The organism is Bacillus sp. CGMCC 1.16541 (assembly GCF_003184905.1).
GTDB lineage: Bacteria > Bacillota > Bacilli > Bacillales > Bacillaceae_H > Priestia.
The window spans coordinates 92,598-115,250 of sequence record NZ_QFRU01000009.1 but is presented as its reverse complement, the minus strand read 5'-3'; the positions used below and the strand labels follow the sequence as shown (position 1 = coordinate 115,250).

At 37.1% G+C, this 22,653-nt stretch carries 24 protein-coding genes; 4 read left to right on the top strand and 20 right to left on the bottom strand.

The annotated features are described in order from the left end of the window. Window positions 1-76: 76 nt before the first annotated feature. The 8 genes from DIS06_RS11070 to DIS06_RS11035 form a co-directional block, all read right to left on the bottom strand. On the bottom strand, window positions 77-1,150 hold the full coding sequence (locus DIS06_RS11070; protein WP_110113333.1) for a branched-chain amino acid aminotransferase: 1,074 nt from the start codon (window positions 1,148-1,150) through the stop codon (window positions 77-79). A gap of 189 nt (window positions 1,151-1,339) precedes the next feature. Continuing rightward, window positions 1,340-2,290: an ArsA family ATPase gene (locus DIS06_RS11065; RefSeq protein ID WP_110113332.1), complete on the bottom strand. Its 951-nt coding sequence runs from the start codon at window positions 2,288-2,290 to the stop codon at window positions 1,340-1,342. Window positions 2,291-2,304: 14 nt separating this feature from the next. Beyond that, window positions 2,305-2,568, bottom strand: coding sequence for a cory-CC-star protein (locus DIS06_RS11060; RefSeq protein ID WP_110113331.1), 264 nt, complete (start codon window positions 2,566-2,568; stop codon window positions 2,305-2,307). Window positions 2,569-2,647: 79 nt separating this feature from the next. Further along, window positions 2,648-4,393 carry a carbon starvation CstA family protein gene (locus tag DIS06_RS11055; RefSeq protein ID WP_110113330.1) on the bottom strand — a complete coding sequence of 582 codons (1,746 nt, stop codon included), beginning with the start codon at window positions 4,391-4,393 and terminating at the stop codon, window positions 2,648-2,650. 195 nt (window positions 4,394-4,588) lie between these two features. After that, on the bottom strand, window positions 4,589-5,086 hold the full coding sequence (locus tag DIS06_RS11050) for a GNAT family N-acetyltransferase (RefSeq protein ID WP_110113329.1): 498 nt from the start codon (window positions 5,084-5,086) through the stop codon (window positions 4,589-4,591). Window positions 5,087-5,200: 114 nt separating this feature from the next. Next, window positions 5,201-5,788, bottom strand: coding sequence for a cysteine hydrolase family protein (locus tag DIS06_RS11045; protein ID WP_110113328.1), 588 nt, complete (start codon window positions 5,786-5,788; stop codon window positions 5,201-5,203). 19 nt (window positions 5,789-5,807) lie between these two features. Next, a complete protein-coding gene (locus tag DIS06_RS11040; RefSeq protein ID WP_110113327.1) occupies window positions 5,808-6,116 on the bottom strand; it encodes a cupin domain-containing protein in 309 nt (102 codons plus the stop codon). Continuing rightward, a complete protein-coding gene (locus DIS06_RS11035; RefSeq protein WP_110113326.1) occupies window positions 6,091-6,858 on the bottom strand; it encodes a YqcI/YcgG family protein in 768 nt (255 codons plus the stop codon). The genes DIS06_RS11040 and DIS06_RS11035 overlap by 26 nt, the downstream gene beginning before the upstream one ends. Window positions 6,859-6,989: 131 nt before the next feature. On the opposite strand from DIS06_RS11035, the gene DIS06_RS11030 reads away from it, so the two are divergent. Beyond that, complete coding sequence (locus DIS06_RS11030; RefSeq protein ID WP_110113325.1) at window positions 6,990-7,640, top strand: LysE family transporter; 651 nt, start codon at window positions 6,990-6,992, stop codon at window positions 7,638-7,640. A 189-nt stretch (window positions 7,641-7,829) separates the two neighbouring features. On the opposite strand, the gene parC is transcribed toward DIS06_RS11030, so the two are convergent. The 3 genes from parC to DIS06_RS11015 form a co-directional block, all read right to left on the bottom strand. Then, window positions 7,830-10,256, bottom strand: a complete 2,427-nt coding sequence (parC, locus tag DIS06_RS11025; RefSeq protein ID WP_110113324.1) for a DNA topoisomerase IV subunit A — start codon at window positions 10,254-10,256, stop codon at window positions 7,830-7,832. Between the two features lie 3 nt (window positions 10,257-10,259). Continuing rightward, on the bottom strand, window positions 10,260-12,227 hold the full coding sequence (gene parE / locus DIS06_RS11020; protein ID WP_110113323.1) for a DNA topoisomerase IV subunit B: 1,968 nt from the start codon (window positions 12,225-12,227) through the stop codon (window positions 10,260-10,262). A 409-nt stretch (window positions 12,228-12,636) separates the two neighbouring features. Beyond that, the gene (locus DIS06_RS11015; RefSeq protein WP_110113322.1) at window positions 12,637-13,050 is read right to left on the bottom strand and encodes a CoA-binding protein; all 414 of its coding nucleotides are present in this window, start codon (window positions 13,048-13,050) and stop codon (window positions 12,637-12,639) included. Between the two features lie 369 nt (window positions 13,051-13,419). Between DIS06_RS11015 and plsY the strand changes: the two genes are divergently transcribed. After that, complete coding sequence (plsY, locus tag DIS06_RS11010; RefSeq protein ID WP_110113321.1) at window positions 13,420-13,998, top strand: glycerol-3-phosphate 1-O-acyltransferase PlsY; 579 nt, start codon at window positions 13,420-13,422, stop codon at window positions 13,996-13,998. Window positions 13,999-14,046: 48 nt separating this feature from the next. Here the strand turns inward: plsY and rsgA are convergent, their stop codons facing one another. Continuing rightward, window positions 14,047-15,117 carry a ribosome small subunit-dependent GTPase A gene (gene rsgA / locus DIS06_RS11005; RefSeq protein ID WP_110113320.1) on the bottom strand — a complete coding sequence of 357 codons (1,071 nt, stop codon included), beginning with the start codon at window positions 15,115-15,117 and terminating at the stop codon, window positions 14,047-14,049. A gap of 329 nt (window positions 15,118-15,446) precedes the next feature. Here rsgA and DIS06_RS11000 point away from each other — a divergent pair, with 329 nt between their 5' ends. Further along, a complete protein-coding gene (locus tag DIS06_RS11000; protein WP_204166786.1) occupies window positions 15,447-16,529 on the top strand; it encodes a M20 family metallopeptidase in 1,083 nt (360 codons plus the stop codon). A 64-nt stretch (window positions 16,530-16,593) separates the two neighbouring features. Here the strand turns inward: DIS06_RS11000 and DIS06_RS10995 are convergent, their stop codons facing one another. Further along, window positions 16,594-17,595, bottom strand: coding sequence for a DUF3231 family protein (locus DIS06_RS10995; protein ID WP_110113319.1), 1,002 nt, complete (start codon window positions 17,593-17,595; stop codon window positions 16,594-16,596). A 460-nt stretch (window positions 17,596-18,055) separates the two neighbouring features. Here DIS06_RS10995 and DIS06_RS10990 point away from each other — a divergent pair, with 460 nt between their 5' ends. Further along, on the top strand, window positions 18,056-18,346 hold the full coding sequence (locus DIS06_RS10990) for a HesB/YadR/YfhF family protein (protein WP_110113318.1): 291 nt from the start codon (window positions 18,056-18,058) through the stop codon (window positions 18,344-18,346). Between the two features lie 56 nt (window positions 18,347-18,402). Here DIS06_RS10990 and DIS06_RS10985 read toward each other — a convergent pair whose 3' ends face one another. From DIS06_RS10985 to DIS06_RS10955, 7 genes are all read right to left on the bottom strand, one after another. Then, window positions 18,403-18,831: an acyl-CoA thioesterase gene (locus DIS06_RS10985; protein ID WP_110113317.1), complete on the bottom strand. Its 429-nt coding sequence runs from the start codon at window positions 18,829-18,831 to the stop codon at window positions 18,403-18,405. A gap of 93 nt (window positions 18,832-18,924) precedes the next feature. Beyond that, window positions 18,925-20,340, bottom strand: a complete 1,416-nt coding sequence (locus tag DIS06_RS10980) for a phospholipase D family protein (RefSeq protein ID WP_204166788.1) — start codon at window positions 20,338-20,340, stop codon at window positions 18,925-18,927. A gap of 204 nt (window positions 20,341-20,544) precedes the next feature. Beyond that, window positions 20,545-20,799 carry a small acid-soluble spore protein Tlp gene (gene tlp / locus DIS06_RS10975; RefSeq protein ID WP_110113316.1) on the bottom strand — a complete coding sequence of 85 codons (255 nt, stop codon included), beginning with the start codon at window positions 20,797-20,799 and terminating at the stop codon, window positions 20,545-20,547. Window positions 20,800-20,955: 156 nt separating this feature from the next. After that, window positions 20,956-21,099, bottom strand: a complete 144-nt coding sequence (locus tag DIS06_RS10970) for an acid-soluble spore protein N (protein WP_110113315.1) — start codon at window positions 21,097-21,099, stop codon at window positions 20,956-20,958. Between the two features lie 44 nt (window positions 21,100-21,143). After that, complete coding sequence (locus DIS06_RS10965; protein ID WP_110113314.1) at window positions 21,144-21,287, bottom strand: FbpB family small basic protein; 144 nt, start codon at window positions 21,285-21,287, stop codon at window positions 21,144-21,146. A gap of 208 nt (window positions 21,288-21,495) precedes the next feature. Next, complete coding sequence (locus DIS06_RS10960) at window positions 21,496-22,071, bottom strand: peroxiredoxin family protein (RefSeq protein WP_110113313.1); 576 nt, start codon at window positions 22,069-22,071, stop codon at window positions 21,496-21,498. A 33-nt stretch (window positions 22,072-22,104) separates the two neighbouring features. Further along, window positions 22,105-22,521 carry a hypothetical protein gene (locus DIS06_RS10955; protein WP_110113312.1) on the bottom strand — a complete coding sequence of 139 codons (417 nt, stop codon included), beginning with the start codon at window positions 22,519-22,521 and terminating at the stop codon, window positions 22,105-22,107. Window positions 22,522-22,653 lie beyond the last annotated feature (132 nt).

Below are 22,653 nucleotides of genomic sequence, written 5' to 3'. Positions count from 1 at the left end.
AATCTTTCTATTTGAAATTAAAAAGAGGTAGTACTGTTTTTTACATACTACCTCTTTCCCTTATGTCACATCAAGTTTAATTTACTTTTATGACCCAACCAAACGGATCAATTGCTTTTCCTGTTTGAATGCCTGTTAGTGTGTCATACAACTTTTTCGATAATTCACCCGTTTGACCATTATTAATGATTAATTCCTCTTCTTTCATAAATAGTTCCCCAATTGGTGAAATAACGGCTGCTGTTCCCGTTCCGAATGCTTCTTCTAATTGACCTTTTTTAGCTGCTTCATACACTTCATCAATCGAAATGCGGCGTTCTACGACAGGAACGTCCCAGTGCTTCAGTAAGTTTAAAATAGAGTTTCGCGTAACGCCTTCTAAAATACTTCCATTTAACGCAGGTGTTACCACTTCTCCATTGATTTTAAAGAAGATATTCATGCTTCCTACTTCTTCAATGTATTTGCGCTCTACGCCGTCTAACCACAAAACTTGTGAGTAACCTTTTTCACTTGAAACCTGTTGTGCCTTTAAGCTAGCTGCATAGTTTCCACCTGTTTTAGCTGTACCTGTTCCACCTAATACTGCTCGAACAAATTCACTTTCTACCGCAATTTTAACTGGGGAAATGCCTTCTTTATAGTAAGATCCTACAGGTGATAAAATGATAATAAATTGATAACGACTAGATGGTGCAACTCCTAAAAATGGTTCTGTTGAGATAACGAATGGACGAATGTAAAGAGAAGTGCCTTCTGCAGTCGGAATCCAATCACGATCAACAGAAATCAACTGTTTTAACGCCTCAATTGCAAACTCTTCATCAATTCTAGGAATACATAAACGATCGTTTGAACGATTTAAACGCTCCATGTTTTTGTCAGGTCTAAATAAAAGAACTTCTTCGTCTTTTGTTACATATGCTTTTAATCCTTCAAATACAGATTGTCCGTAGTGAAAAACCATCGCAGCAGGATCTAAAATCAACGGTTGATACGGAACAATACGCGCATCATGCCACCCTTTTCCTGCTGTATAGTCCATAATGAACATATGATCTGTAAATGTTTTTCCGAACTGAAGTTGTTCAGCTACTGGTTTCTCTTTTCGTGTTTCGCTTAGTGTAATATCGATTGTGTAATCTTTCATGGCTATATCTCCTTGCTGTTAGCTTATAAATATTTATCTCTATTGTATAACTAGATGGAATAATGTTACAAGATGTATAGGATTATTTTTAAAAACATTTAAACAATTTCAAACTATATCTCAATTAAAATAATAATAAATATTCCTTACATACTACGAAACTAGAAACAAAAAGTCAATCATTGTCTGTTAATTCGAATAGACAGAAAACTGATTATCTACGATTGAAGAAAATGTTTGTAAGTGATTAAACGTTGAGATGTCGTGCTCAAATAGCGGCAATGAAATCACTTGTTGTGCTGTAAATGTCGCTTGAATTTCATCTAGATATGGCTGCTCACACTCACGCCTTTTATGCATGAATGAACCGTCTGCATGAGAAGGAATCACTTTGTTGACAATAATGGTAGAAACATGAATATGGTGATGAGCTAATGTCTGAACTGCTTTTTTTGTTTCTAAGATCGGTAATCTCTCAGCATTTAATACAAAGGTGTATCCTGTTAGTGATAAATCAAGCAACACGTCTCTTACTGCTGTAAATTTCTTTTTGCGCTCTTGTAATTTCTCATAGATTGGATCTTCAATTGGTTCACCGTCATTTAAAAGTTGGCTGTAATGATCTTGTACCTTTTTGCGCCGATCTAGCAAGCCATTAATCCAAACATTCATAAGCTCCGGAAGGGTCAAAAGACGAATGGTGTGTCCGGTTGGTGCTGTATCAAATACAATGGTGTCGTAATGATGACGCTCTGATAGGATAAGCGATGTAATGCGATCAAATAACGCGGCCTCATCCGCTCCAGGAGAAGCACTTGCAAGGTCAATTTGTCGGTTCACTTCATCGATCATTGTTGCTTTTACCAATCCTCTTAGATTATCTTTTACAGTAGAAATGTAGCGTTTTGATTCTTTTGTTGAATCAATTTCAAGTAAATCTAGATTAGGCTGAATGGAGACAATATCTTCTTTTGGCTGTACATGAAAAACATCTCCAATGTTATGAGCAGGATCTGTAGACACTAATAATACGCGTTTTCCTTTTGTTGATAAAAGATAAGCAATTGAGGAGGCTGTCGTTGACTTTCCTACGCCACCTTTTCCACCAACAAAAATAATTTTCTTATGTAATATCTCCATGTTATTCCCTCCTTTTAGCAACAGCGAATTCCATCAAGCGGTGACTTTTCGATTCCCATACGTACATGCCATTCGTGAAAACGTTCAATAATGAGCGGATATAATTCAAGTGTGTAATAAAAGGCAGGATTGGGGAGTCCAAGCATTTCTGAAAAGCAAAGTAAAATAAATAAATCTTCTTCATCTCTTAACTCTCTTGCTATTTCTGTTCGGTGTGGTTGTTTTAAAATTTCATCATAAATATGAATCATTTGTTTCATTTTCTGTAACAAGTCCATTTGTAATGCTCCTTTTCAAGTTGGTGAAACAAGATCCCTTGACTATTAAGTAGCCAAAGGATCGTTAGGTTATGTGAGGCTACATGTTCGAATCAACTGGTGGTGTCGGTTCTTTTTTTGAGAATACAGCAAATGCTTCAAGTAAAATCCAAAAGACGAAGGCTAAGATCATCCCTCCAAGTATGAATAAAAGCATGTTCGCATCTGTGTCACCGATACCTGACCATTGAAAGACAACTTGTTGAACCATTGCCCAAACAGTCATGGTCAGTACAAAGACCATTGGAATGAATGTGACAAGGAAGTTTCGGCCTTGACGTTTCAGCCAAATAGAAATAAGTAGTAAACTAATGCCAGCAAGAAGCTGATTACTCGTACCGAAAAGTGGCCATAGTAAGTATCCACCTGAACCAAATCCATTTGGACCTTTAGGGATAAGAACAAGTGCTGCACTCGTAAAGACGGCAACTGATGTCGCCACATGTGTTTTAGTTAATGGCTTGAAGTTGTACTCGCTACCAATTTCAGAGATGATGTAACGCATAAGACGAACAGATGTATCCAAGCTTGTCGCTGCAAAGCTGACTACAATAACAGTAACAATTGTTCGAGCAATATCCGCAGGAATAAAAATACCGGTTGCTAATTGAGCGGCTCCATTAATGAAGTTCCCCATCCCACCTGCACTTGCTGCAGCAAAACTACCATATGCTTCTTTAAAGTCAGCTGCCGTTGCAAACACAGTTGTGACTGCAATAATGGAGATTAAGGCAAGGACACCTTCTCCAACTGAACCTAAATATCCTACGAAGCGTGCATCGGTTTCTTTATCCAATTGCTTTGAAGATGTACCTGAAGCGACGAGGCCATGAAATCCTGAAATCGCACCGCAAGCAATTGTAATAAACAATAGAGGAAACCATGAAACGTCATTTGCATCACTATTTGTCATAGGTGCTGTAATCTCTGGACGTAAGAATAACAAGCCTGCATAAAGCATCACAAGTCCAACAACTAATTGATGAGAATTTATGTAATCGCGAGGTTGTAGTAGTTTCCAAACTGGTAAGGTAGAGGCAATGTAACAGTAAATCATTAAAATCACAATCCAGACAAAAAAGGCCATTGATACACCGTTTAAACCAAATAGTACAGTGTTCTCCGCTCCACCAAAATAGCTGACTAAGTCAATTTGAAGAGCTGGTATTTTACTGCTTAAAACAGCAGTTCCATACATAATAATAAGTGCAATAACGGAAGGAATGAGCATCTCTCTTTTTCCTTTGTATACAGCATATCCAATCCAAATAGCTAACGGAATCTCAATGAAGATTGGCAATACAGCGGCTGGAAACTGAACAAAAAGATTTGAGATAACCCATGCAAATACAGCGTTAACCATTAATACAAGAATGAGAATAATGAAAAGAAAAAGCAACTTGGCACGTCGTCCAATTAATCGGTTTGTAATCGTTCCGATCGACTGACCTTTATTTCGAACTGATAAGACAAGAGTTCCAAAATCGTGTACCCCCGCTGCAAATACTGTGCCTAGGATGACCCATAAAAATGCTGGTAACCACCCCCAGTAGACGGCAATAGCTGGACCAATGATGGGAGAAGCACCCGCAACGGACGAAAAGTGATGTCCCCACAAAACAACCTTTTTTGTGGGCACAAAATCTACACCATCTTCAAATTGATGAGCAGGTGTTACAAAATTAGGATCCAGACGATAAATCTTCTCCGCTATAAATTTTGAATAATAGCGGTAACCAAGTGCGAATACAATCATTCCAATAATGGCTAACCAAAGCGAATTCACTCAAACTCCCCCTTATAACTGCTTGTTTTTATACAAGGAAATCTTAACCAATATATGTAAGCGTTGTCAATATAAATATCAGAAAATTCTAATAAAAAATGATGTTTAATTCGTTATAAGAGAAAATATAGCGTTAAAATGATTAAAAACCCTGTCTTCTTTCTAAGGAAACAGGGTTTTGTGCATGTATCATTTTTAATTGTTAAAGACTAATTGGTAGAAGAGAACATCATGCCATTGATCAAACTTGTACCCAACTTCTCTAAATTCTCCACAGAACGTAAATCCAAATTGTTTGTGCATTTTAATACTTTTATCATTTCCTTTTGTAATCCCAGCAATCACCACATGATAGTTTAATTGTTTAGCAAGGTCTAGAATGGCTATCATTAACTTTTTGCCAAGTCCATGCCCTTGTTGATTTCCATCGACATAAATCGAGATTTCTGTTGTGCGTTTATAGGCCTCTTTCTCACGGTAAGTAGATAAAGAAGCATACCCTGCGACTACGCCATCTTTTTCTGCAACAATGAGTGGAAATTGTGGGTCTTGATGAGTATGAAACCAGCTTTGGCGATCTTCAATAGAGACTGGACTTAAATCAAATGTAGCAGCACTTTGTAGAACAGATTGATTGTAAATATCAACGAGACTTGCTAAATCTTCTTGCTTTGCTTGTCGAATGATGACCATGGTGAAAACTCCTTTATGTGACAATATTCTTTCATTTTACTAGCTCTACTAAAAATTGCAATAAAAAAAGCCGACTATATGAGCTCAGCTGCTACATAACATGTATGTGTATTTTTACTTTTTAAGCTCTTGCATCTCAAACGATTTTACAACTTGCATCACATCATCTGTTGATACAACTGTAGCGAACTCTCCATGAAGAGATGAGAGTGATAGTTGATGAACAACTTCTGCTTCAAAGTGTGCAGTGCGATCATAAGCGGCTAATTCAAAGCATGCAGTAGCATCATGCACAACGTATGTGCGATATCCTAGGTTGCCAGCCATTCGAGCAGTTGTGGATACACAATGATTCGTCGTTAATCCGACTAGGACAAGCGTGTCATAGCCATTGGATTTTAAGTAATTATCAAGCTCTGTTCCTATAAAACAGCTATTCTGTTGCTTGCGAATTAAGTATTCATCCTCAATTGGACCAAATCCATCTTTAAATTGAAAACCAGGCGTACTTGGATGCAAAGGAGAATCTGGGTTTTGTGAAGCATGTTGTACATGAATGATTGGGTAATCTTTATGCCTCCACGTTTGGATTAGTTTCAACATATTTGTTTCAGCGTGCTTGTTATTACGAGATCCCCATGCAGCGTGATTAAACCCTTTTTGCACATCAATTACTAATAAAAGTGGGCGCGATTTCGTCATTTCCTATCTCCTTTTATTCTTATTTTTGAATGGAAATAACATACTTACAGCCTGACGAGCCAGCTTTTGATGAATGTTTCGTTTCTTTTGGGAGATAAATACGGTCGCCTGCTTCACATAAAACCGTTTCGTCTTCAACTGAAAAGTACACAGATCCTTCTAGGATGTGTAGAATCTCATCAGTTGGATGGGTGTGTGTTGGATGCTCTTGATGAGGGATATCCCACTGAACTTCTACATATCCTGTTTGTGCTGGGAGTAAATCATTTACTACTTCTTCAAAACCTCCGCCTACTCCTTTTTTAATAGAGGCTTTTTTTACTTGCATATAGCTCACTCCTTTTTGAATGAAATGGGCATTTCTTTGTTGTCTCATCGTTTGTATCATGAAGGAAATATTGTTTCCATTCACGATTCTGAGCGTTTCCATACCAGCCAAGTTCAGGGTGTGGAGCGACTGTGTCGTAGGTTGTTAAACGATGGCGAACTAACTTTTTAACTGATTTCCCCACCTTTGTATCTTCTCTAATTCCTTCAAATACCCAACGTGGTTGAAAGGTAATCATGAAGGTATCACTTCTTCGACTTTTTCTTAAATGGTGAGCTGGTGTATTGCACACTACAAAGATCGGTTCACCACCAAAACAAAATTCCCATAAAGGATCACTAGGATGGTTTGGAATATCCTCTGGCCATTCTTCTTCGTCAAGTTCATGTAAATGTTGTAATGTGTCCCAAAACATTTTTTCATAGTCTTCCATTGGTTTTGTTTCAGTTGGCTCAAAAAACATCACAAAAGATGTATATCGGCCAAGGGAACGAAACTCTTGTAAATATTGTGTTAATGCTTGCGCGCATTGTTTAATTTCTTTTTTATCGTACGGGGAAGTGCAAAAACCAAATCTAAGCAAGTTATGTTTAAACCCCTCTACTCCAAGTACGCATGGAAATGGTGCGGATTCTGACACTAAATCACGCTTGAATGATTCAAACACAGTTTTTCCCCACTCGGGAATATTTGTTGCTTCATTAATTTCTTGTTCAGTGTAAATAAAGGATGTTTTCAACATATAACCTCCTCTTTCAGCTTAACGATACATGTGTATTAAAAGAAAAAGCAGAATATGAGCCATTTCTACTTCTAATTTCATGATACCTGTCCATACATATAACTATGGACAAGTTTTGGAGGGATTGAAAAATGGAGTGGATGTTAATTGCCATTCACCACCTTGTACTTGGTATTAGCTTAGCAGCACCTGTAGGACCTATTAATATTGAAATGATCAAGCGTGGCATATCAGGTGGGTTTTGGTCGGCATGGCTGGTTGGCTTAGGTGGAATGAGTGCAGATGTATTATTTATGTTGTTCATTTTAATTGGACTAGCTCCTTTTATACAAAAAGACGTTGTGACACTTTTTTTGTATGGAGCTGGATGTTTAATGCTAGTATACATAGGGATACAAAGTATGAGACAAGCCGCTTCTCATGCATTTCTGTTTGAAGAAGGACATCCAACCACCGCGCAACGATCCTATGCATCAGGGTTCTTCATTGCCTTAACAAATCCAATCAACATTGTTTTTTGGTTTGGTGTTTATGGCTCCACGTTAAGTCATATGGTCCATTCATATACCCTTTTACAAGCAAGCATCGCAAGTATATGTATCATCGTAGGCATTATGTTATGGAATATGAACATTGCTTTTACAGTTCATTTCACAAGACGGTTTATTCATACGCAATTGCTACGAGTGATTACATTATCAGCAGGTGTTATCTTAATTGGTTATGGTGTGCATTTTGGTATTAAGTTTTTTTCAATAATAAAGTGGGAGGTGTTTAGTTAGCAGAGTGAAAACCTTTTAATTATTTTTAAAAATTAAGATAAGGCACAGGGACAACTAGTTTCATATCTTTATTATTTAGAATATACTGCAATTATTATATAAATCAATAATAACATTGTATGTTTAAAGAAAGAACCAATCGCTAACCATCGATTACAATTGACAGTTTGCGACTGGTTCTTTTGGTTTTTATTTAGGTTTCTTTTCTTTCCAGCTATTAATAATGGTTCCTGCATCGCTTTGATCTAGAATAAATGAACCGTTGCTATAACGATCACTATTTCGCATCGTAGCGGGATCAATTTGTTCAATCACTTCTTTTGTTGTTTGAACGTAAATCATATCGTCATTTGTAACAGTTATCACTTTTACAATTTCATGTGGATTAGACTTTAATTCTCGAACCATGACAAGCCCTCGTTTTGCTCGTGATGACTGTTCAAATTCACTAAGTTTCGTTTTCTTTACCGCTCCACGCTGTGTCACGATAAATAGTGTTTCTTTATCATCTCCACTAATGATTTCTCCACTCACAACGTAATCGTTCTCTTTTAAATTAATCCCTTTTACTCCAGCAGCTCGAGTACCGACAATATTAATTTCTTCTTCCTTAAACCACAAACCATATCCTTGTCTTGTCGCAAGAAATACAGCTTGATTTCCGTCTGTTTCATATACATCAACGAGTTGATCGTCGCCTTTTAAATTAATGGCAACAAGTGCTTTGGAATATCGCTGCGCTTTATATTGAATGAGCTCTGTTTTTTTAGCCATTCCATTTTTAGTAAAGAACAGTAAATATTTACCTTCCTTAAACTCTTTAATTGGAAGTACTCTTACGATTTCCTCGGTTTTATCAATCGGCACAATATTCATGACATGTTGTCCCATGTCTTTCCAACGAATGTCAGGCAACTCGTGAATTGGCATAAATAAGTAATTTCCTTTGTTCGTGAAAACAAGAATGGTGTCAGTCGTATTCATTTCTTGTTTAAATAAAATACGATCTGTGTCTTTCATGCCGAAATCTTGGCCATTTGATGCTGAATATGAGCGTAAACTTGTTCGTTTTACGTATCCATCTTTTGTAACTGTAACAAGTACATCTTCTGATGGAACCATTACTTCTAAATTAATTTTAATCTCAGTAATTTCTGCTTCGATTTGAGAGCGACGGTCGTCACTATATGTTTTTTTCACACGACGAAGTTCTTTTTTAATCACACTTAACAGTTTTTTCTCACTATGTAAAATCTCTTCAAGTTCTGCGATTTTTATTGCTAACTCTTCAGCTTCTTGTCTAAGAGCAGTAATATCTGTATTTGTTAAACGATAAAGTTGTAGTGAAACAATCGCTTCTGCTTGTGCTTCCGTAAAGTCATACTGCACAATTAAATTATCTTTGGCATCTCGTTTATCTTTCGATGCACGAATTGTTTGAATGACTTCATCTAAGATTGACAATGCCTTCATTAAACCTTGTACAATATGCTCACGTTCACGAGCTTTCTTTAACTCATACGTTGAACGATTTGTTACAACTTCACGCTGATGCTCAATATAAGCGTCTAAAATGTTGGTTAAGCTCATCAGCTTTGGACGCTTACGAGAAATGGCCACCATATTGAAATTATACGGAATTTGCAAGTCCGTGTTTTTATATAAGTAATTTAAAACGCCTTCTGCATTTGCTTCTTTCTTCAACTCAACGACTACGCGTAAACCTGTGCGATCGGTTTCATCGCGAACCTCTGAAATCCCTTCTACTTTTCGATCTAAGCGAAGTTCATCCATTTTTTTGACTAAATTAGCTTTATTCACTTCAAATGGAATTTCAGTAATGACAATTTGTTGCTTTCCACCGCGGATGGCTTCTACTTCTGCTTTTCCACGGATAATAATTTTCCCTTTACCCGTTTCATATGCTTTTTTAATGCCATCTATCCCTTGAATAATGCCTCCTGTTGGAAAATCAGGCCCTTTTATAACCGTCATCAGTTCATCAATTGTACATTCTGGCTTATCAATACGCATAACTGTTGCGTCAATAACTTCACCAAGATGATGAGGTGGAATTTCTGTTGCGTATCCCGCAGAAATCCCTGTTGAACCGTTTACAAGTAAATTGGGAAACATAGCGGGTAAAACAGTTGGCTCACTACTTGTATCATCAAAGTTTGGGACGAATTCGACTGTTTGTTTGTCTATATCGCGTAGTAATTCTGATGCCATGGCAGACAAGCGAGCTTCTGTATAACGCATCGCAGCGGGTGGGTCACCATCAATACTTCCGTTGTTTCCATGCATTTCAATTAATACGTTTCGTACTTTCCAATCTTGACTCATACGAACCATCGCATCATAGACAGATGTATCACCATGGGGGTGATAATTACCTATAACATTCCCGACTGTTTTAGCCGACTTTCGAAACCCTTTGTCTGTTGTATTTCCGTCTACATGCATCGCATATAAAATACGACGCTGTACGGGCTTTAGCCCATCACGAGCATCTGGTAAAGCACGTTCTTGAATAATGTATTTACTATAACGTCCGAAGCGGTCGCCTAATACATCTTCAAGTGGTAAATCTAGATAACGTTCTGTTTGTGACATTCATTATTCCTCCTCTGCGACCGTAACGTTTTCATTATCTAAAATGTTTGGATCTTCTTCTAATCCGAATGCAACATTGTTTTCAATCCACTTTCGACGGGGTTCTACTTTATCACCCATTAACGTTGTGACACGACGATCTGCACGTGCTGCATCATCAATACGGACACGAATAAGCGTGCGTGTGTCAGGATTCATCGTTGTTTCCCATAATTGATCAGCATTCATCTCGCCTAAACCTTTATAACGCTGAATCATATAGCCACGACCAACTTTTTTCATTGCACCTTGCAGTTCATCTTCATTCCACGCATATTCTATGACTTCTTTCTTTCCTGTTCCTTTGCTTACTTTATAAAGTGGTGGTAAAGCAATAAACACTTTCCCTGCTTCAACTAACGGTTTCATGTAGCGATAAAAGAACGTTAAAAGCAAGACTTGAATATGAGCACCATCTGTATCTGCATCGGTCATAATGACAATTTTATCATAATTGATATCGTCGACTGAAAACTCAGCACCAACTCCACCGCCGATTGCATGAATGATTGTATTAATCTCTTCATTCTTAAAAATATCTTGCAACTTTGCTTTTTCTGTATTAATAACTTTCCCTCTTAAAGGTAACACAGCTTGAAATCTTCGGTCTCGTCCTTGTTTAGCAGATCCACCCGCTGAGTCCCCTTCCACTAAATAAAGCTCATTTTTTTGTGGGTTTCTTGATTGAGCTGGTGTTAACTTCCCACTCAAAATCGTTTCTTGGCGCTTTCTTTTCTTTCCGTTTCGGGCATCTTCTCGTGCTTTTCGTGCCGCTTCTCGTGCTTGAGCTGCTTTAATGGCTTTTTTCACTAATAATGAGCTAATATCAGGATTCTCTTCTAAAAAGTAAGCAAGTTTGTCTGAGACAACGTGGTCGACCGCTGAACGTGCTTCACTCGTTCCAAGTTTCCCTTTTGTTTGTCCTTCGAATTGTAAGAGCTCTTCTGGAATGCGAACAGACACAATGGCACCTAAACCTTCACGAATATCTGTACCTTCAAGGTTTTTATCTTTCTCTTTTAATAACCCAACTTTTCGTGCATATTCGTTAAAAGCACGTGTCATCGCGGTTTTAGAGCCTGCTTCATGTGTACCACCATCTTTTGTGCGAACATTGTTTACAAAAGATAAAATGGTTTCTGAATATCCATCATTAAATTGAAACGCAAACTCAACTTCAATGCTGTGTTGTTCTCCTTCAAAGAATACAACCGGATGTAGCACATCTTTTTCTTCGTTTAAGTAAGAGACAAACGCTTCTATTCCACTTTCGTAATGAAATACTTCTTGTTGATCATGACGTTGATCAATTAAGATGATTTTTAACCCCTTTAATAAAAAAGCGGACTCACGCAGACGTTCCGATAATGTATCGTAGTTATATGTTGTCGCCGAAAAAATAGATGCGTCCGGTTTAAAGTGAATAGTCGTCCCTGTTTTCTTTGTTTTTCCGATTTTCTCAAGAGTCGTAACAGCTTTCCCGCCATTTTCAAAGCGTTGCTCATATGTAAAACCATCGCGGTTAATTGTGACGATCAGCCATTCTGATAGTGCATTTACAACTGATGCACCAACTCCGTGTAGACCTCCACTTGTTTTATATCCACCTTGCCCAAACTTTCCTCCTGCATGAAGAACCGTCAAGATGACTTCTGGTGTCGACTTTCCGAGTTTATGCATTCCCGTTGGCATTCCACGACCTTTGTCTTGAACTGAGATTGAATTATCTTTATGTATGGTGACTGTAATTTCGTTTCCATAACCCGCTAACGCTTCATCAACTGAGTTATCAACGATTTCATATACTAAATGATGCAATCCTCTACTATCCGTACTTCCTATATACATTCCTGGACGTTTTCGGACAGCATCAAGTCCTTCTAAGACTTGAATGGCATCTTCGTTATAGTTGAATTGTTGCTTTTTAGCCAAATCGTACATACCCCTTTCATACAAACACACACGCCTATTATTATAGCGTATCTCTGTCTTTACGTATTAAAATCTCAAACATATTTCCATTCTTTTGTCGTTTTAAGAAAGAATAGAAATATAATTAATATGTATAGTAAACAAAACGAGAACACACGTTTGATTTTAGCACACCTTTTCGGATTGTAAAGGTATTCCGTATCTCTTTTTCATTATAAGTTATCATTCGTTCATGGTCTAACCCTTCTGTAGCGCTATTGTATCGAATTTGTGCCTAGAAGTCCAAACTCATTAGAAAAGGAGCTAACTTATGATATCGTTCGACCCGATCATTCACCCTACAAGTTGCAATGTATGTACGTAGGATGAATGAAGGTGTTGATACGGTAAGTCACCTCCTTGCCACAACCTATTTCGTTAACGCATGTTCAACTTTAATGCAACGATCCATTACTACTATATAGCCGTTATCTTTTAAAAGGTGATAAGCCTCTTCATCCATTAAGCCAAGCTGTGCCCAATAAACATCGGCCTCGATTTCTAAACACTCTTTTGCCACACCTAGTAAGTGTTCAGAGCGACGAAATACATTCACAATATCAACGTGGCCATCAATGTCAGCTAATGATTTGACGGCTTTAACTCCTAGAATTTCATCCGCATTTGGATTTACAGGAATAATGTCGTAGCCAGCATCTTGCATTGCTTTTGATACCATGTATGATGTTTTTTCTGGATTATCTGATAATCCTACTACCGCTATTCGCTTACTATCTTTAAGAATACGACCTAATTCTTCACGAGATGGAATATCGATTGCCATTTGAACCTCTCCTTTTTTCTTGTTGATGTTATGTTATACGTTGTTCGTTTTCATCTGATAAATTCCTGCATATATTACCCATTTTTTTAAACTTTGTAAACAGCGTGACGAATAAAAGGGAGAAACGACCGATAAAATACCCTAAGAATGGGAGTACATAAAAAAAGAAACGATCATTGATTGGGTCATTTATTTTATGTTGGGTTTAGCATTTCTTTTTTAAAGTGAAATAATCTACTTTGCCAAAGAAATAGTCAAAATCTTTACAGGAAAATTTGAGTTAAAGGGAGAATGTTTACGTAAGGACTAGCGTTTTTGAAAACACGTGGTAAAATGAAAACGATATGTACATAAAGGAGCTTTGAAAAAATGGATTATCTCTTACCTATTTTCGCTTACCTTATTGGTTCAGTTCCATTTGCTCTAATCGTTGGAAAAGTCGGTTACGGAGTCGACATTCGAGAACACGGAAGTGGAAATCTCGGTGGGACAAATACGTTTCGCACATTAGGTGTAAAAGCAGGGTTAATTGTTACAATTGCAGACATTTTAAAAGGAACGCTCGCTACATCTTTGCCTCTATGGATTCAGTCGGACTTACATCCCCTTTTTGTTGGTTTATTTGCAGTGATTGGTCATGTTTATCCCATTTTTGCAAAGTTTAAAGGTGGAAAAGCAGTGGCAACTTCAGGTGGCGTATTACTTTGTGTCGATCCTCTGTTGTTTGTGCTTATGCTTGCTAGCTTTTTCGTTTGTTTATACATAAGTAAATATGTGTCCTTATCTTCAATGATTACAGGTGTGTTAGCTTTTATTTATTCTTTATTCACGGGTGAACCCCCGCTTATCATTGTGGTTGGATTTCTAGCACTTTTCGTGATTTTCCGTCATCGTGCAAATGTCACACGAATCATGAATAAAACTGAACCAAAAATAAAATGGTTATAAAAAAAGACGACGATCGTACAAGATCATCGTCTTTTTTTATAAATCTATTCATCGCTTATTAAACTTCTTTTTCAATTCTTTATGAATTTGCTTTCGTTTCACTTTCTCTTTCTCTTGAATGGCAGCAGCTTTATCTTCTTTTTGAGCTAAATATGCTAACTCTCGCTGTAGCTTTTTGTAACTTTGAAATCGCTTTTCGCTAAGTGTTCCTTCTTCAATTGCTTCTTTTATTGCGCATTTGGGCTCAGTTTGATGACGACAATTCGTAAAATAGCACATCGAAGCCAGGTGCTCAATGTCTTCAAAAACGTCTTGTAATCCTTCACTTGCATCCCAAAGTTGTAATTCCCGCATACCGGGGGTGTCAATAATACACCCACCTGTAGGTAAAATCATTAATTCTCTATAGGTGGTGGTGTGCCTACCTCGGTCGTCTCTATCTCTCACTTCTTGTGTGTACTGCACGTCTTTTCCAATTAAACGATTTGTTATTGTAGACTTTCCCACTCCTGAAGATCCGACAAGAGCAATCGTTGCCCCATTAGCAGCATATTGTTGCAGAAGTGGTATAGACTCTTCATTTAGTGCACTTAGGATATGAATGGGGACACCAAAGGCAACATTTTCTACTTCGTTCAGTTTTTCTTCTATATCTAAACATAAATCCGCTTTGTTTAAAATAATGACAGGTTTCGCGCCACTTTCCCATGCCATAATCATATATCGTTCAATGCGCCGGATATTGAAATCATGATTGAGTGCTACCACAATAAACAAAACATCAATATTCGTTGCGACTAGTTGTTCTTCCGTTTTCTCTCCAGCTACTTTTCGAGAAAATTTACTTTTTCGTGGTAAAACCGCCTGTATTGTCGCTTTCTTCTCATCCCATCTCGGTTTGATAACGACCCAATCTCCAACTGTAGGAAACATTTGTCGACTCAATGACTCGAAGCGGAACTTACCTGACACTTCAGCTAATAATTCTCCTTGATCTGTCACAACTCGATACAATCTTTTATGTTCGAGCGTAACGCGACCTATCGTATAACCTTGATTTTCATATTCATTAAAAAATGACTTGAAAGTTTCATTCGAACCGATATCTTTTAAATTCAACGTTTTGTCCTCCCTATGACTTTCTCCACCTTAACTTGAATACGTCATAGAGAAATCATACTTGTTACGTGCACATTGACAAACTCAATGCTTTAACGTTATAAAGATAATCCCTCCATGACACGTACTACTACTTTTGATTTCACCATATGTCATCACTCCTTTAAATAAGGGATTTTAGCTCATCGCTATTATTCTTATTATAATCCACTTTCACTAAATAACAAGAATATAATGGAAATACCTAGTGAATGTCATTTTCATTCGGTTACTTTTATGGTAATATTTTATAATCAGAAAAATCAAACAAATAAAAAGAGGTTTATTATATGGATAAAATGCTTCACTTATTAACAGAGTTACTTAAAATCGATAGCTCGACAAAAGAAGGCGCAAACAAAGGAATTCTATACTGTCAAGCGTGGTTACAACATCACGGTTTGCAACCAACTTTGCTAACGAATAACGGCTATCACATGCTTATTACTGAGATCGGCTCTGGCTCTGTTACACTGACTTTAAACGGACATGTCGATGTGGTAAGTGGGAACGCATCACAGTTCGTTCCCTTTCAGGATGGTAATCGTTTGTACGGGCGTGGTGCAGCTGATATGAAAGGCGGTCTAGCTGCAATGATGGCAGCAGTTGTGGAATTAAAAGATCAACGTCTACCTTGTAAAGTGCAGTTGCAAATTGTTTCGGATGAAGAAACAGGAGGGTTCCACTGTTCAAAATTTTTGAGTGAACAAGGTTATGTAGGAGATTTTCTAATTTGCGGAGAACCAACCATGTTACATATTGGGTTGCAAGCAAAAGGAATTTTACAAGCTGATGTGACAATAAGAGGCCAAGCTGCTCACGGTAGTCGTCCATGGGAAGGTATCAACGCAATTGAAACAGCAATGTCTCTGTATCAGCGTATTTTCACCCTTCCATTTGCTTTAGAGCATTCACCTTTTTATGAAGCTCCTTCTATTAATCTAGCGAAAATACAGGGAGGAGATGCATATAACAAAGTACCTGACTGTTGCACACTTTCTCTTGATATTCGCTACTTACCTCATCAAAGCCTAGATGAAATCATTCTTCAACTCGAACAATTATTTGACGAGAAAATAAAGGTTGGTTTATGTGGTGACCCAATTCAAACACAACCTGATGACCGATGGGTTAAAACACTGGTAACATCAATTGCTCAAACGACAAAAACCGAAGTGAAATTGTTTGGACAACACGGTTCTGCTGATGGACGATTTTTTTCACGATTCGGTATACCTGCTGTAGAATTCGGTCCATCAGGTGACGGTTGGCACGGTGATAAAGAGTTCGTTCTTCTTTCCTCATTATATGAGTATAAAAATATTCTAACATGTTTTGTCATGAATTTTTGTGTCCCTACACCTAAATGTTAATTCACATGTAACCGCCGTTACCTACTTGCTATACAGGTAAGAGAGGTAACGGCTTCTTGCCTCTTTATTTGTTCGTACTTCCCTGTCCTTCAGGTGGTTGTTCCATCCAATTGTGATCAATCATTAACTTTCCACCTTCTTTAGCGTACGTAAAGACCTCTTTTCCTAGCAAAGACATTGTTGTTGGTAAATCGTTACGCAACGAAAATGACGTTCCTAACGCATTGCTCGTTAAGCCAAAATTACTTAACAAACTAATACAATAAATCATAAGCTTTTCAGAAAATGGCGCAATATTGGATGTAGTCGGATTTCCGTAAGACGTTGCTGGTGGTTGTAAATCATTTTCCATTAACGTATTACTAAACGTTTTAATAATTCTTTTAGACAGCTCTTTTCCTTTAGTAAAATATTGTCGAACGGCTTTATTTTCAGCCACTTGTGAAAAGCCAGCAATTAGTTGCATCCCTAAAATGTTCGTTTCAATTCCATGATAAAGGTGAGCAATCTCTACTGCATTAACAGGTCTCTTTGTTCCGAGCGGATTAATTCCACTCATGTAACTTTTGCTTTCAACATACTCCACTTTTTTCGGTACCGGAATGTGAGGAGGTCGAGGTAAAACTCCTAGCTCTTGTAACATCATGGTTGATTGACTAAACAGATCATGAGCGTTTGTTAAGGAATGTTGATAAAAATTGATAATGTCTTGGCGATACGACATGGTGATATGTAATGCATTTAAACCAATGCTTACTTTCATCATGACTCGTAGAAAAAGCAAGCTGAAATATTCTCCATATAACGGCGGAGCTTCTAAATGAACATCTGTTTCTACAAATCCTCCAGGAATCACAACGTCATCATTTTTGAAAATATGTACAATTTCTTGGATAGACTGCATTTCTTGATCATAATAACTTTGTAATAAAGGAGTAATATGACTATTTGTCTCTACTTGAATAAAGTGCTCGAACATGCGAGCTAGCATTGTTTTTTGTTGATACGTCATCCACAATGTCCCTAGCTCTGAAGACGAAACAGGAACAGCTTTTCCATTATTCATTCTAACTCACCTTTCGCATTTAAACTTAATACTGTTAGTATGACCAATTGATTTAAAACTACACTTTTTATCTGCTATCGCCGTATTATCCTTTTTAATGTTAAAATAATTACGAATGTAAGCGAATACAAAGTTGTGTTTGTAGTTATACTGATTGTAAACATAAGCAGTAGGAGGACATACAATGAAATACAGATGCTCAATTTGCAAACGTCAAAAAGAAACACATCGTAACTCTGGTGGATCTAAATATTGTGTTCATTGCTGGGAAACAATCGGCAAAGAATATAATCTAAAATAAATATCAAACAGAGAGATAGTCAAGTAGAAGCGTCCATTCTTTTGATTGACTATCTTTTTCTGTGGCTTTTTTTAGGTTTGTTTTTCCATATTGTTGGCGTTCAAAAAAAGTTTCTACTATAATAAATGTATGCTGATAGATTGGAAGGAGCATTTAACGATGAAATTAACTGTAACAGAACAAGCAGCAAACTGGTATAAAACTGAAATGAACGTAACAAGTGATCAATACGTACGTTTTTTTGCGCGTTATGGCGGGTGCAGTAACGTACAAAAAGGATTCTCATTAGGAGTAGGCACAGATAATCCGATTAACATAGGCGCTGAAACAACAGTCGCTGGTATTACATTCTTTATCGAAGAAGAGGATGTATGGTACTTCGATAGTCATGATCTAATTGTTGATTATAATTCTGAAACAAAAGAACCAGATTTTAAATACGAAGCATAAGTAAAAAGCGTATGAAAGTGATAAAACAGCTTTCATACGCTTTTTATATGTAATAGTTATTCATCGTCCTTCTTTTTTACTCGTTCATATGCTTCGTGCCAGTCAGGAAACTTTTTACGAATGGATACAGGTCGGAACGTTTCACTTTTCACACATACATGAGACGATGTAGCGTTGACTGCTACCTCATTGTCAGGTGTTAAAATTTCGTAACCATACACAACACGAAATCCATCATACTTTTCAACCCACGTATGAACCGTTGCAATTTGACCGTAGCGGAGTGGCTTTTTATACGAAACATTCACGTCAATAACAGGCGATAAAACACCCTCTTTTTCCATGTCTGCGTACTGGAACCCAAGTTCTTTAATTAACCCTGTTCTCCCAACTTCCATCCACACTAAATAATTTGCATGATACACAACGCCCATTTGATCAGTTTCAGCGTATCGTACCTCCACATTTGTTGTTGAAATAAACATGTACGTATTCCTCCTATGTAGCATAAACTACTTTCATCGTAACACACCCTTCCGATTTTTCCCATCAAAAAGGATAGGCATCTTGGTTTATCTTTAATAGGTAGTGAAACGTAACATTTTTTGAATACGATACACCACTTTTTTGATGGGGGTGGTGGTATCTTTATATTTTTCATAAGGTAATGTGTATGTTGCATCTTCATTCTTCCATAACCTGTTGAAATATGTGTTTACTTCTTGCATCACTTCACTTGAAGAAGGACCCACTATTTTAACGTTTGTCTCAAGATTTAAATCATCTAGATTACGTTTTGTAAAGTTAGCTGAGCCACTTATAATCGTCGATTGATTCTTTCCTTTTATATATAATGTTTTTGGATGATATTGTTCTTTCGTTGTATTGTACCATCGTACATCAATGGCTCCGTTCGATTCTTCTACTAGTTCAGCTGCAACAGGACGATTAGGTAGTCCAATTTTTTCTTGTCCGAACGCATTGGCATTCGGATCTAACACAAGGTGAACATTTGCACCATTATTAGCTGCTTGTAAAAGAGCTTCAATCACTTTTCGATCAGCTAAATAAAACATCCCCATCCAAACAGTGTCCCCTTTTTTGGCAAGTGTAATGTCGTGCACAACATGTTCATAGATTTTCCCTTCTGTTAACAATTGAACACCTATATCCCCTTTATCTTCAACTGTTTTTCGTAATACAGGAAAAGGTTGAGGATCTGAAAAATCGATAACCGCTTTTTCCGATTTTACCACATCCTGAATGATGTTCCCTTTCATTTCAAATGCAATATTTGAATGGTAGCCACTTGCATCATGTGGATTAGCGGAAGAAACAATCACGCTTTTCTCCGTTGCTACAACTTTTCGGTGATTTGCTTTTACATTAAAGAGTTTTAAATAAGAGCGAGCTGTAATAGAAGGTGCTGTTTCACCGAACGGATTTGCAATCCAGCCCTTTCCACCTTGTCCAAACCATTGAATAAAAGAACGCCACACACTTGAGTAAAGTGGATTTGAGTCACGTAATTTTGTGAGATCTGTCTCAATCACTTTAATCCCTTGTGCTTTCAAGGCTTCTAGCCACTCTGATTCATGTGAGCCATATGTTGTATTAATTTCATCTGTAATGAAAACCATTTCAATATTTGGCTGCTTTTTCTTTTTTTCGATAAGTGTTTGAGCTAATTCATCACTAATAGATGGAAATGATTCTCCTTGATCATAATAGCCATTAAATAAAAACATATCAATGACAACAAGTTCTTCCGCTTCTTCAATTACTTCATAAATACGTTCAAAGATTTGTTTTTCAGTTTTCATCTCGTTTCCTTTTTTATAGGTTAGATCGTATAAGAATGTCACATCTTCTACTTGGTGTTCTTTCCCTTCATATGACACGCCTTTTGGAAGTGGTTTGTATGTATGATAAAAAGTGACACAAGTTAAGAGTAACAATAAAAAGATCAGACCGATTATTCTTTTTGTAAACATACGCTTCAACAAGCTGTTCTCCTCCTACAAACAATATCAACAAATTATTCCCTATATACGCATTCTTCAAACAGAAAAAAACTAGATAAAAGAGGGTACTCCTCTGCTTTATCTAGTTTCATTCTGTTACCATACATACGTTTATTGCCCGTTATGCCACACTGAAATGAATCGTTGTGAGACACTTAAAGACAAATGAGCTCTTTATTTGTGAACTTGTTCTGCCCCTTCATAACCTGATTCACGAACAGATGCTTCTTCACGAATTTCATTTCGCATTGCTTGAATACTTACTTCGCGGTTATGATTTTTTTGAGCAATACGCTCACGCTCTGCTCCATCTGCATGAGCCATTGTTTCTTCTGCTTTTTCAATGTTTTCAATTGTATGTTGAACCATTGACTGTAACTTTTCGACGTTATCGCTACGATCATCTGGATTTGGTTTACTCCATGCCATTGTGAATTCCTCCTTGAGTTGTAAAATTTCTTACACAACTAGTATGTGGAAAGAAGCATCATCTATTAGTGGAAAATATTAAGTTTAGTTGACCATAATTTAATTATGAAAAGTAAAGAATCCCGCCTAGTGACAGGATTCTTTACTTATTCCTTATTATTCACCTTTTGTTTGAATCACATCTGGATGTTGACCTGATTTATCTTGCATTTGTTTCCCTTTATTTCCACCTGCAGCACGCGGTTGAGTTCCGATGTGGTTGGGAACAAAATGTTTACGATTACCTTTTGGGTTACTCATGTTGAATCCCTCCTCACTTTTACTCTAACCATTTTGTCATGAACCTATTCTGCAGCCTCTAGCATTCGCGCTTCTAACCGTTTTTCGATACGCCCTTCAATTGCTTCAAGTGCATCGCGGTCTTCCAACAATTGACGTTTGTTTTCTTGAACGAGCTCTTCAAATGTGCGCTTACGTAGTTTTCTCATGTTATTACCTTCCTTTTCATCATGGTTTGTTATGTACATCATTCCCAAAAACCAAAGGAAAATAACAAAAATTTTCAAAAAATTTATAGTTCTAAAAACATACGTCAACGAATTGAAGAGACAAAGAGTAAATGCAATATCCCTTGCCTATTTACGATATTATTGGACTTTCTAGACAAGGGATGGGTGAATTGGAGTGATTTTTTTATTATTCTTTTGCGAATGATTCCATTTGTTCGTAATTCATTGGACCATTTATTCTCTTTGTAATCACGCCCGATTCATCAATAAAATATGTTGTTGGAATGGTCAAAATTTTGTACTGTTTAGACGATACTTCTTCTTGTTCATCTAATAACACTGGAAATGTAAACCCACGTTCCTTCAGGAATTGATCAACAGCATCAACTGTTCGTTCACTTGATGTTAAATTAACAGCTAAAATCTCTACATCGTCGCTATATTGATCGTAAAACTTTTGCATTTCTGGCATTTCAGCTTTACACGGAGGACACCAAGTTGCCCAAAAGTTTAAAATGACTTTTTTCCCTTGATAATCTGATAAGTTGACGTCGTTGCCTCCGAGAAGAGGTAATGTAAATGTTGGTGCTTTTTTCCCTGCTTCAAGTCCATATTCCACTACTTCTTGCGCATCACCTTCTGAAATGTTCGCGTTTTCATATTCACTTAAATCATCTTCTACATTTTTAGGGAGAATTCCTTGCCACAGTGCATATCCTCCTAACCCTAACAATAGAAGGACTGCAATCACTTTTTTATACATGTGTTAACACCCTTTCTTTACGTACATTTTTCGTTATGTAAATAGCCAGTAGTGTTGAATGCTGTAAGAAACAAGTGCTGACAAACACCCCACACTGATTAAGAAAGCGGTCTCTTTTATTGGCAAATTTCTTTTATGAACTGACCATATAATGTAGAGAATTGCAACAGTTCCACCAATAAAAAATCCGAGTAGACCACCATGAAAGAAGATGAGACCATATGGATTATAACTAATCATAGAGGGGTCTTTTATAAGTATACTAAATTTAAATAGGAAAAAGAAAAGAAGGAGTCCATTAAAGAAAAGGTCAATTACTTCTTGTCCTTTTGATTCATATGTACTTGTGATTACTTTCATTAATACGAACGCACAAAAAAAAGAATAACTAATGGCAATCCATCCGTACTTGATTAAAAACGGCCCAAGCTGAATCGCTTCATGAAACATGCATACACTCCTCTTCTATCTTTACTATATACGAATATTTGTATGACTACCCTTTAGTGTAAAAGGGAATTGTGAAAATATGATGAAGAAACCGTAAGAAAACTTATACTAATAAAAAAATCCTCTTCTTCC

Coding starts and splice junctions, on each gene's coding strand:
- DIS06_RS11030 (WP_110113325.1), top strand. CDS start 6,990: ATGGAGTGGATGTTAATTGCCATTCACCACCTTGTACTTGGTATTAGC.
- DIS06_RS10990 (WP_110113318.1), top strand. CDS start 18,056: ATGAAATTAACTGTAACAGAACAAGCAGCAAACTGGTATAAAACTGAA.
- DIS06_RS11045 (WP_110113328.1), bottom strand. CDS start 5,788: ATGACGAAATCGCGCCCACTTTTATTAGTAATTGATGTGCAAAAAGGG.
- DIS06_RS10985 (WP_110113317.1), bottom strand. CDS start 18,831: ATGTTTATTTCAACAACAAATGTGGAGGTACGATACGCTGAAACTGAT.
- DIS06_RS11050 (WP_110113329.1), bottom strand. CDS start 5,086: ATGGTCATCATTCGACAAGCAAAGCAAGAAGATTTAGCAAGTCTCGTT.
- DIS06_RS10995 (WP_110113319.1), bottom strand. CDS start 17,595: ATGAATAATGGAAAAGCTGTTCCTGTTTCGTCTTCAGAGCTAGGGACA.
- parC (WP_110113324.1), bottom strand. CDS start 10,256: ATGTCACAAACAGAACGTTATCTAGATTTACCACTTGAAGATGTATTA.
- DIS06_RS11015 (WP_110113322.1), bottom strand. CDS start 13,050: ATGGCAATCGATATTCCATCTCGTGAAGAATTAGGTCGTATTCTTAAA.
- plsY (WP_110113321.1), top strand. CDS start 13,420: ATGGATTATCTCTTACCTATTTTCGCTTACCTTATTGGTTCAGTTCCA.
- DIS06_RS11000 (WP_204166786.1), top strand. CDS start 15,447: ATGGATAAAATGCTTCACTTATTAACAGAGTTACTTAAAATCGATAGC.
- DIS06_RS10960 (WP_110113313.1), bottom strand. CDS start 22,071: ATGTATAAAAAAGTGATTGCAGTCCTTCTATTGTTAGGGTTAGGAGGA.
- DIS06_RS10955 (WP_110113312.1), bottom strand. CDS start 22,521: ATGTTTCATGAAGCGATTCAGCTTGGGCCGTTTTTAATCAAGTACGGA.
- DIS06_RS11065 (WP_110113332.1), bottom strand. CDS start 2,290: ATGGAGATATTACATAAGAAAATTATTTTTGTTGGTGGAAAAGGTGGC.
- DIS06_RS11070 (WP_110113333.1), bottom strand. CDS start 1,150: ATGAAAGATTACACAATCGATATTACACTAAGCGAAACACGAAAAGAG.
- DIS06_RS10970 (WP_110113315.1), bottom strand. CDS start 21,099: ATGAGTAACCCAAAAGGTAATCGTAAACATTTTGTTCCCAACCACATC.
- tlp (WP_110113316.1), bottom strand. CDS start 20,799: ATGGCATGGAGTAAACCAAATCCAGATGATCGTAGCGATAACGTCGAA.
- DIS06_RS10980 (WP_204166788.1), bottom strand. CDS start 20,340: ATGTTTACAAAAAGAATAATCGGTCTGATCTTTTTATTGTTACTCTTA.
- DIS06_RS11060 (WP_110113331.1), bottom strand. CDS start 2,568: ATGGACTTGTTACAGAAAATGAAACAAATGATTCATATTTATGATGAA.
- DIS06_RS10965 (WP_110113314.1), bottom strand. CDS start 21,287: ATGAGAAAACTACGTAAGCGCACATTTGAAGAGCTCGTTCAAGAAAAC.
- DIS06_RS11040 (WP_110113327.1), bottom strand. CDS start 6,116: ATGCAAGTAAAAAAAGCCTCTATTAAAAAAGGAGTAGGCGGAGGTTTT.
- DIS06_RS11035 (WP_110113326.1), bottom strand. CDS start 6,858: ATGTTGAAAACATCCTTTATTTACACTGAACAAGAAATTAATGAAGCA.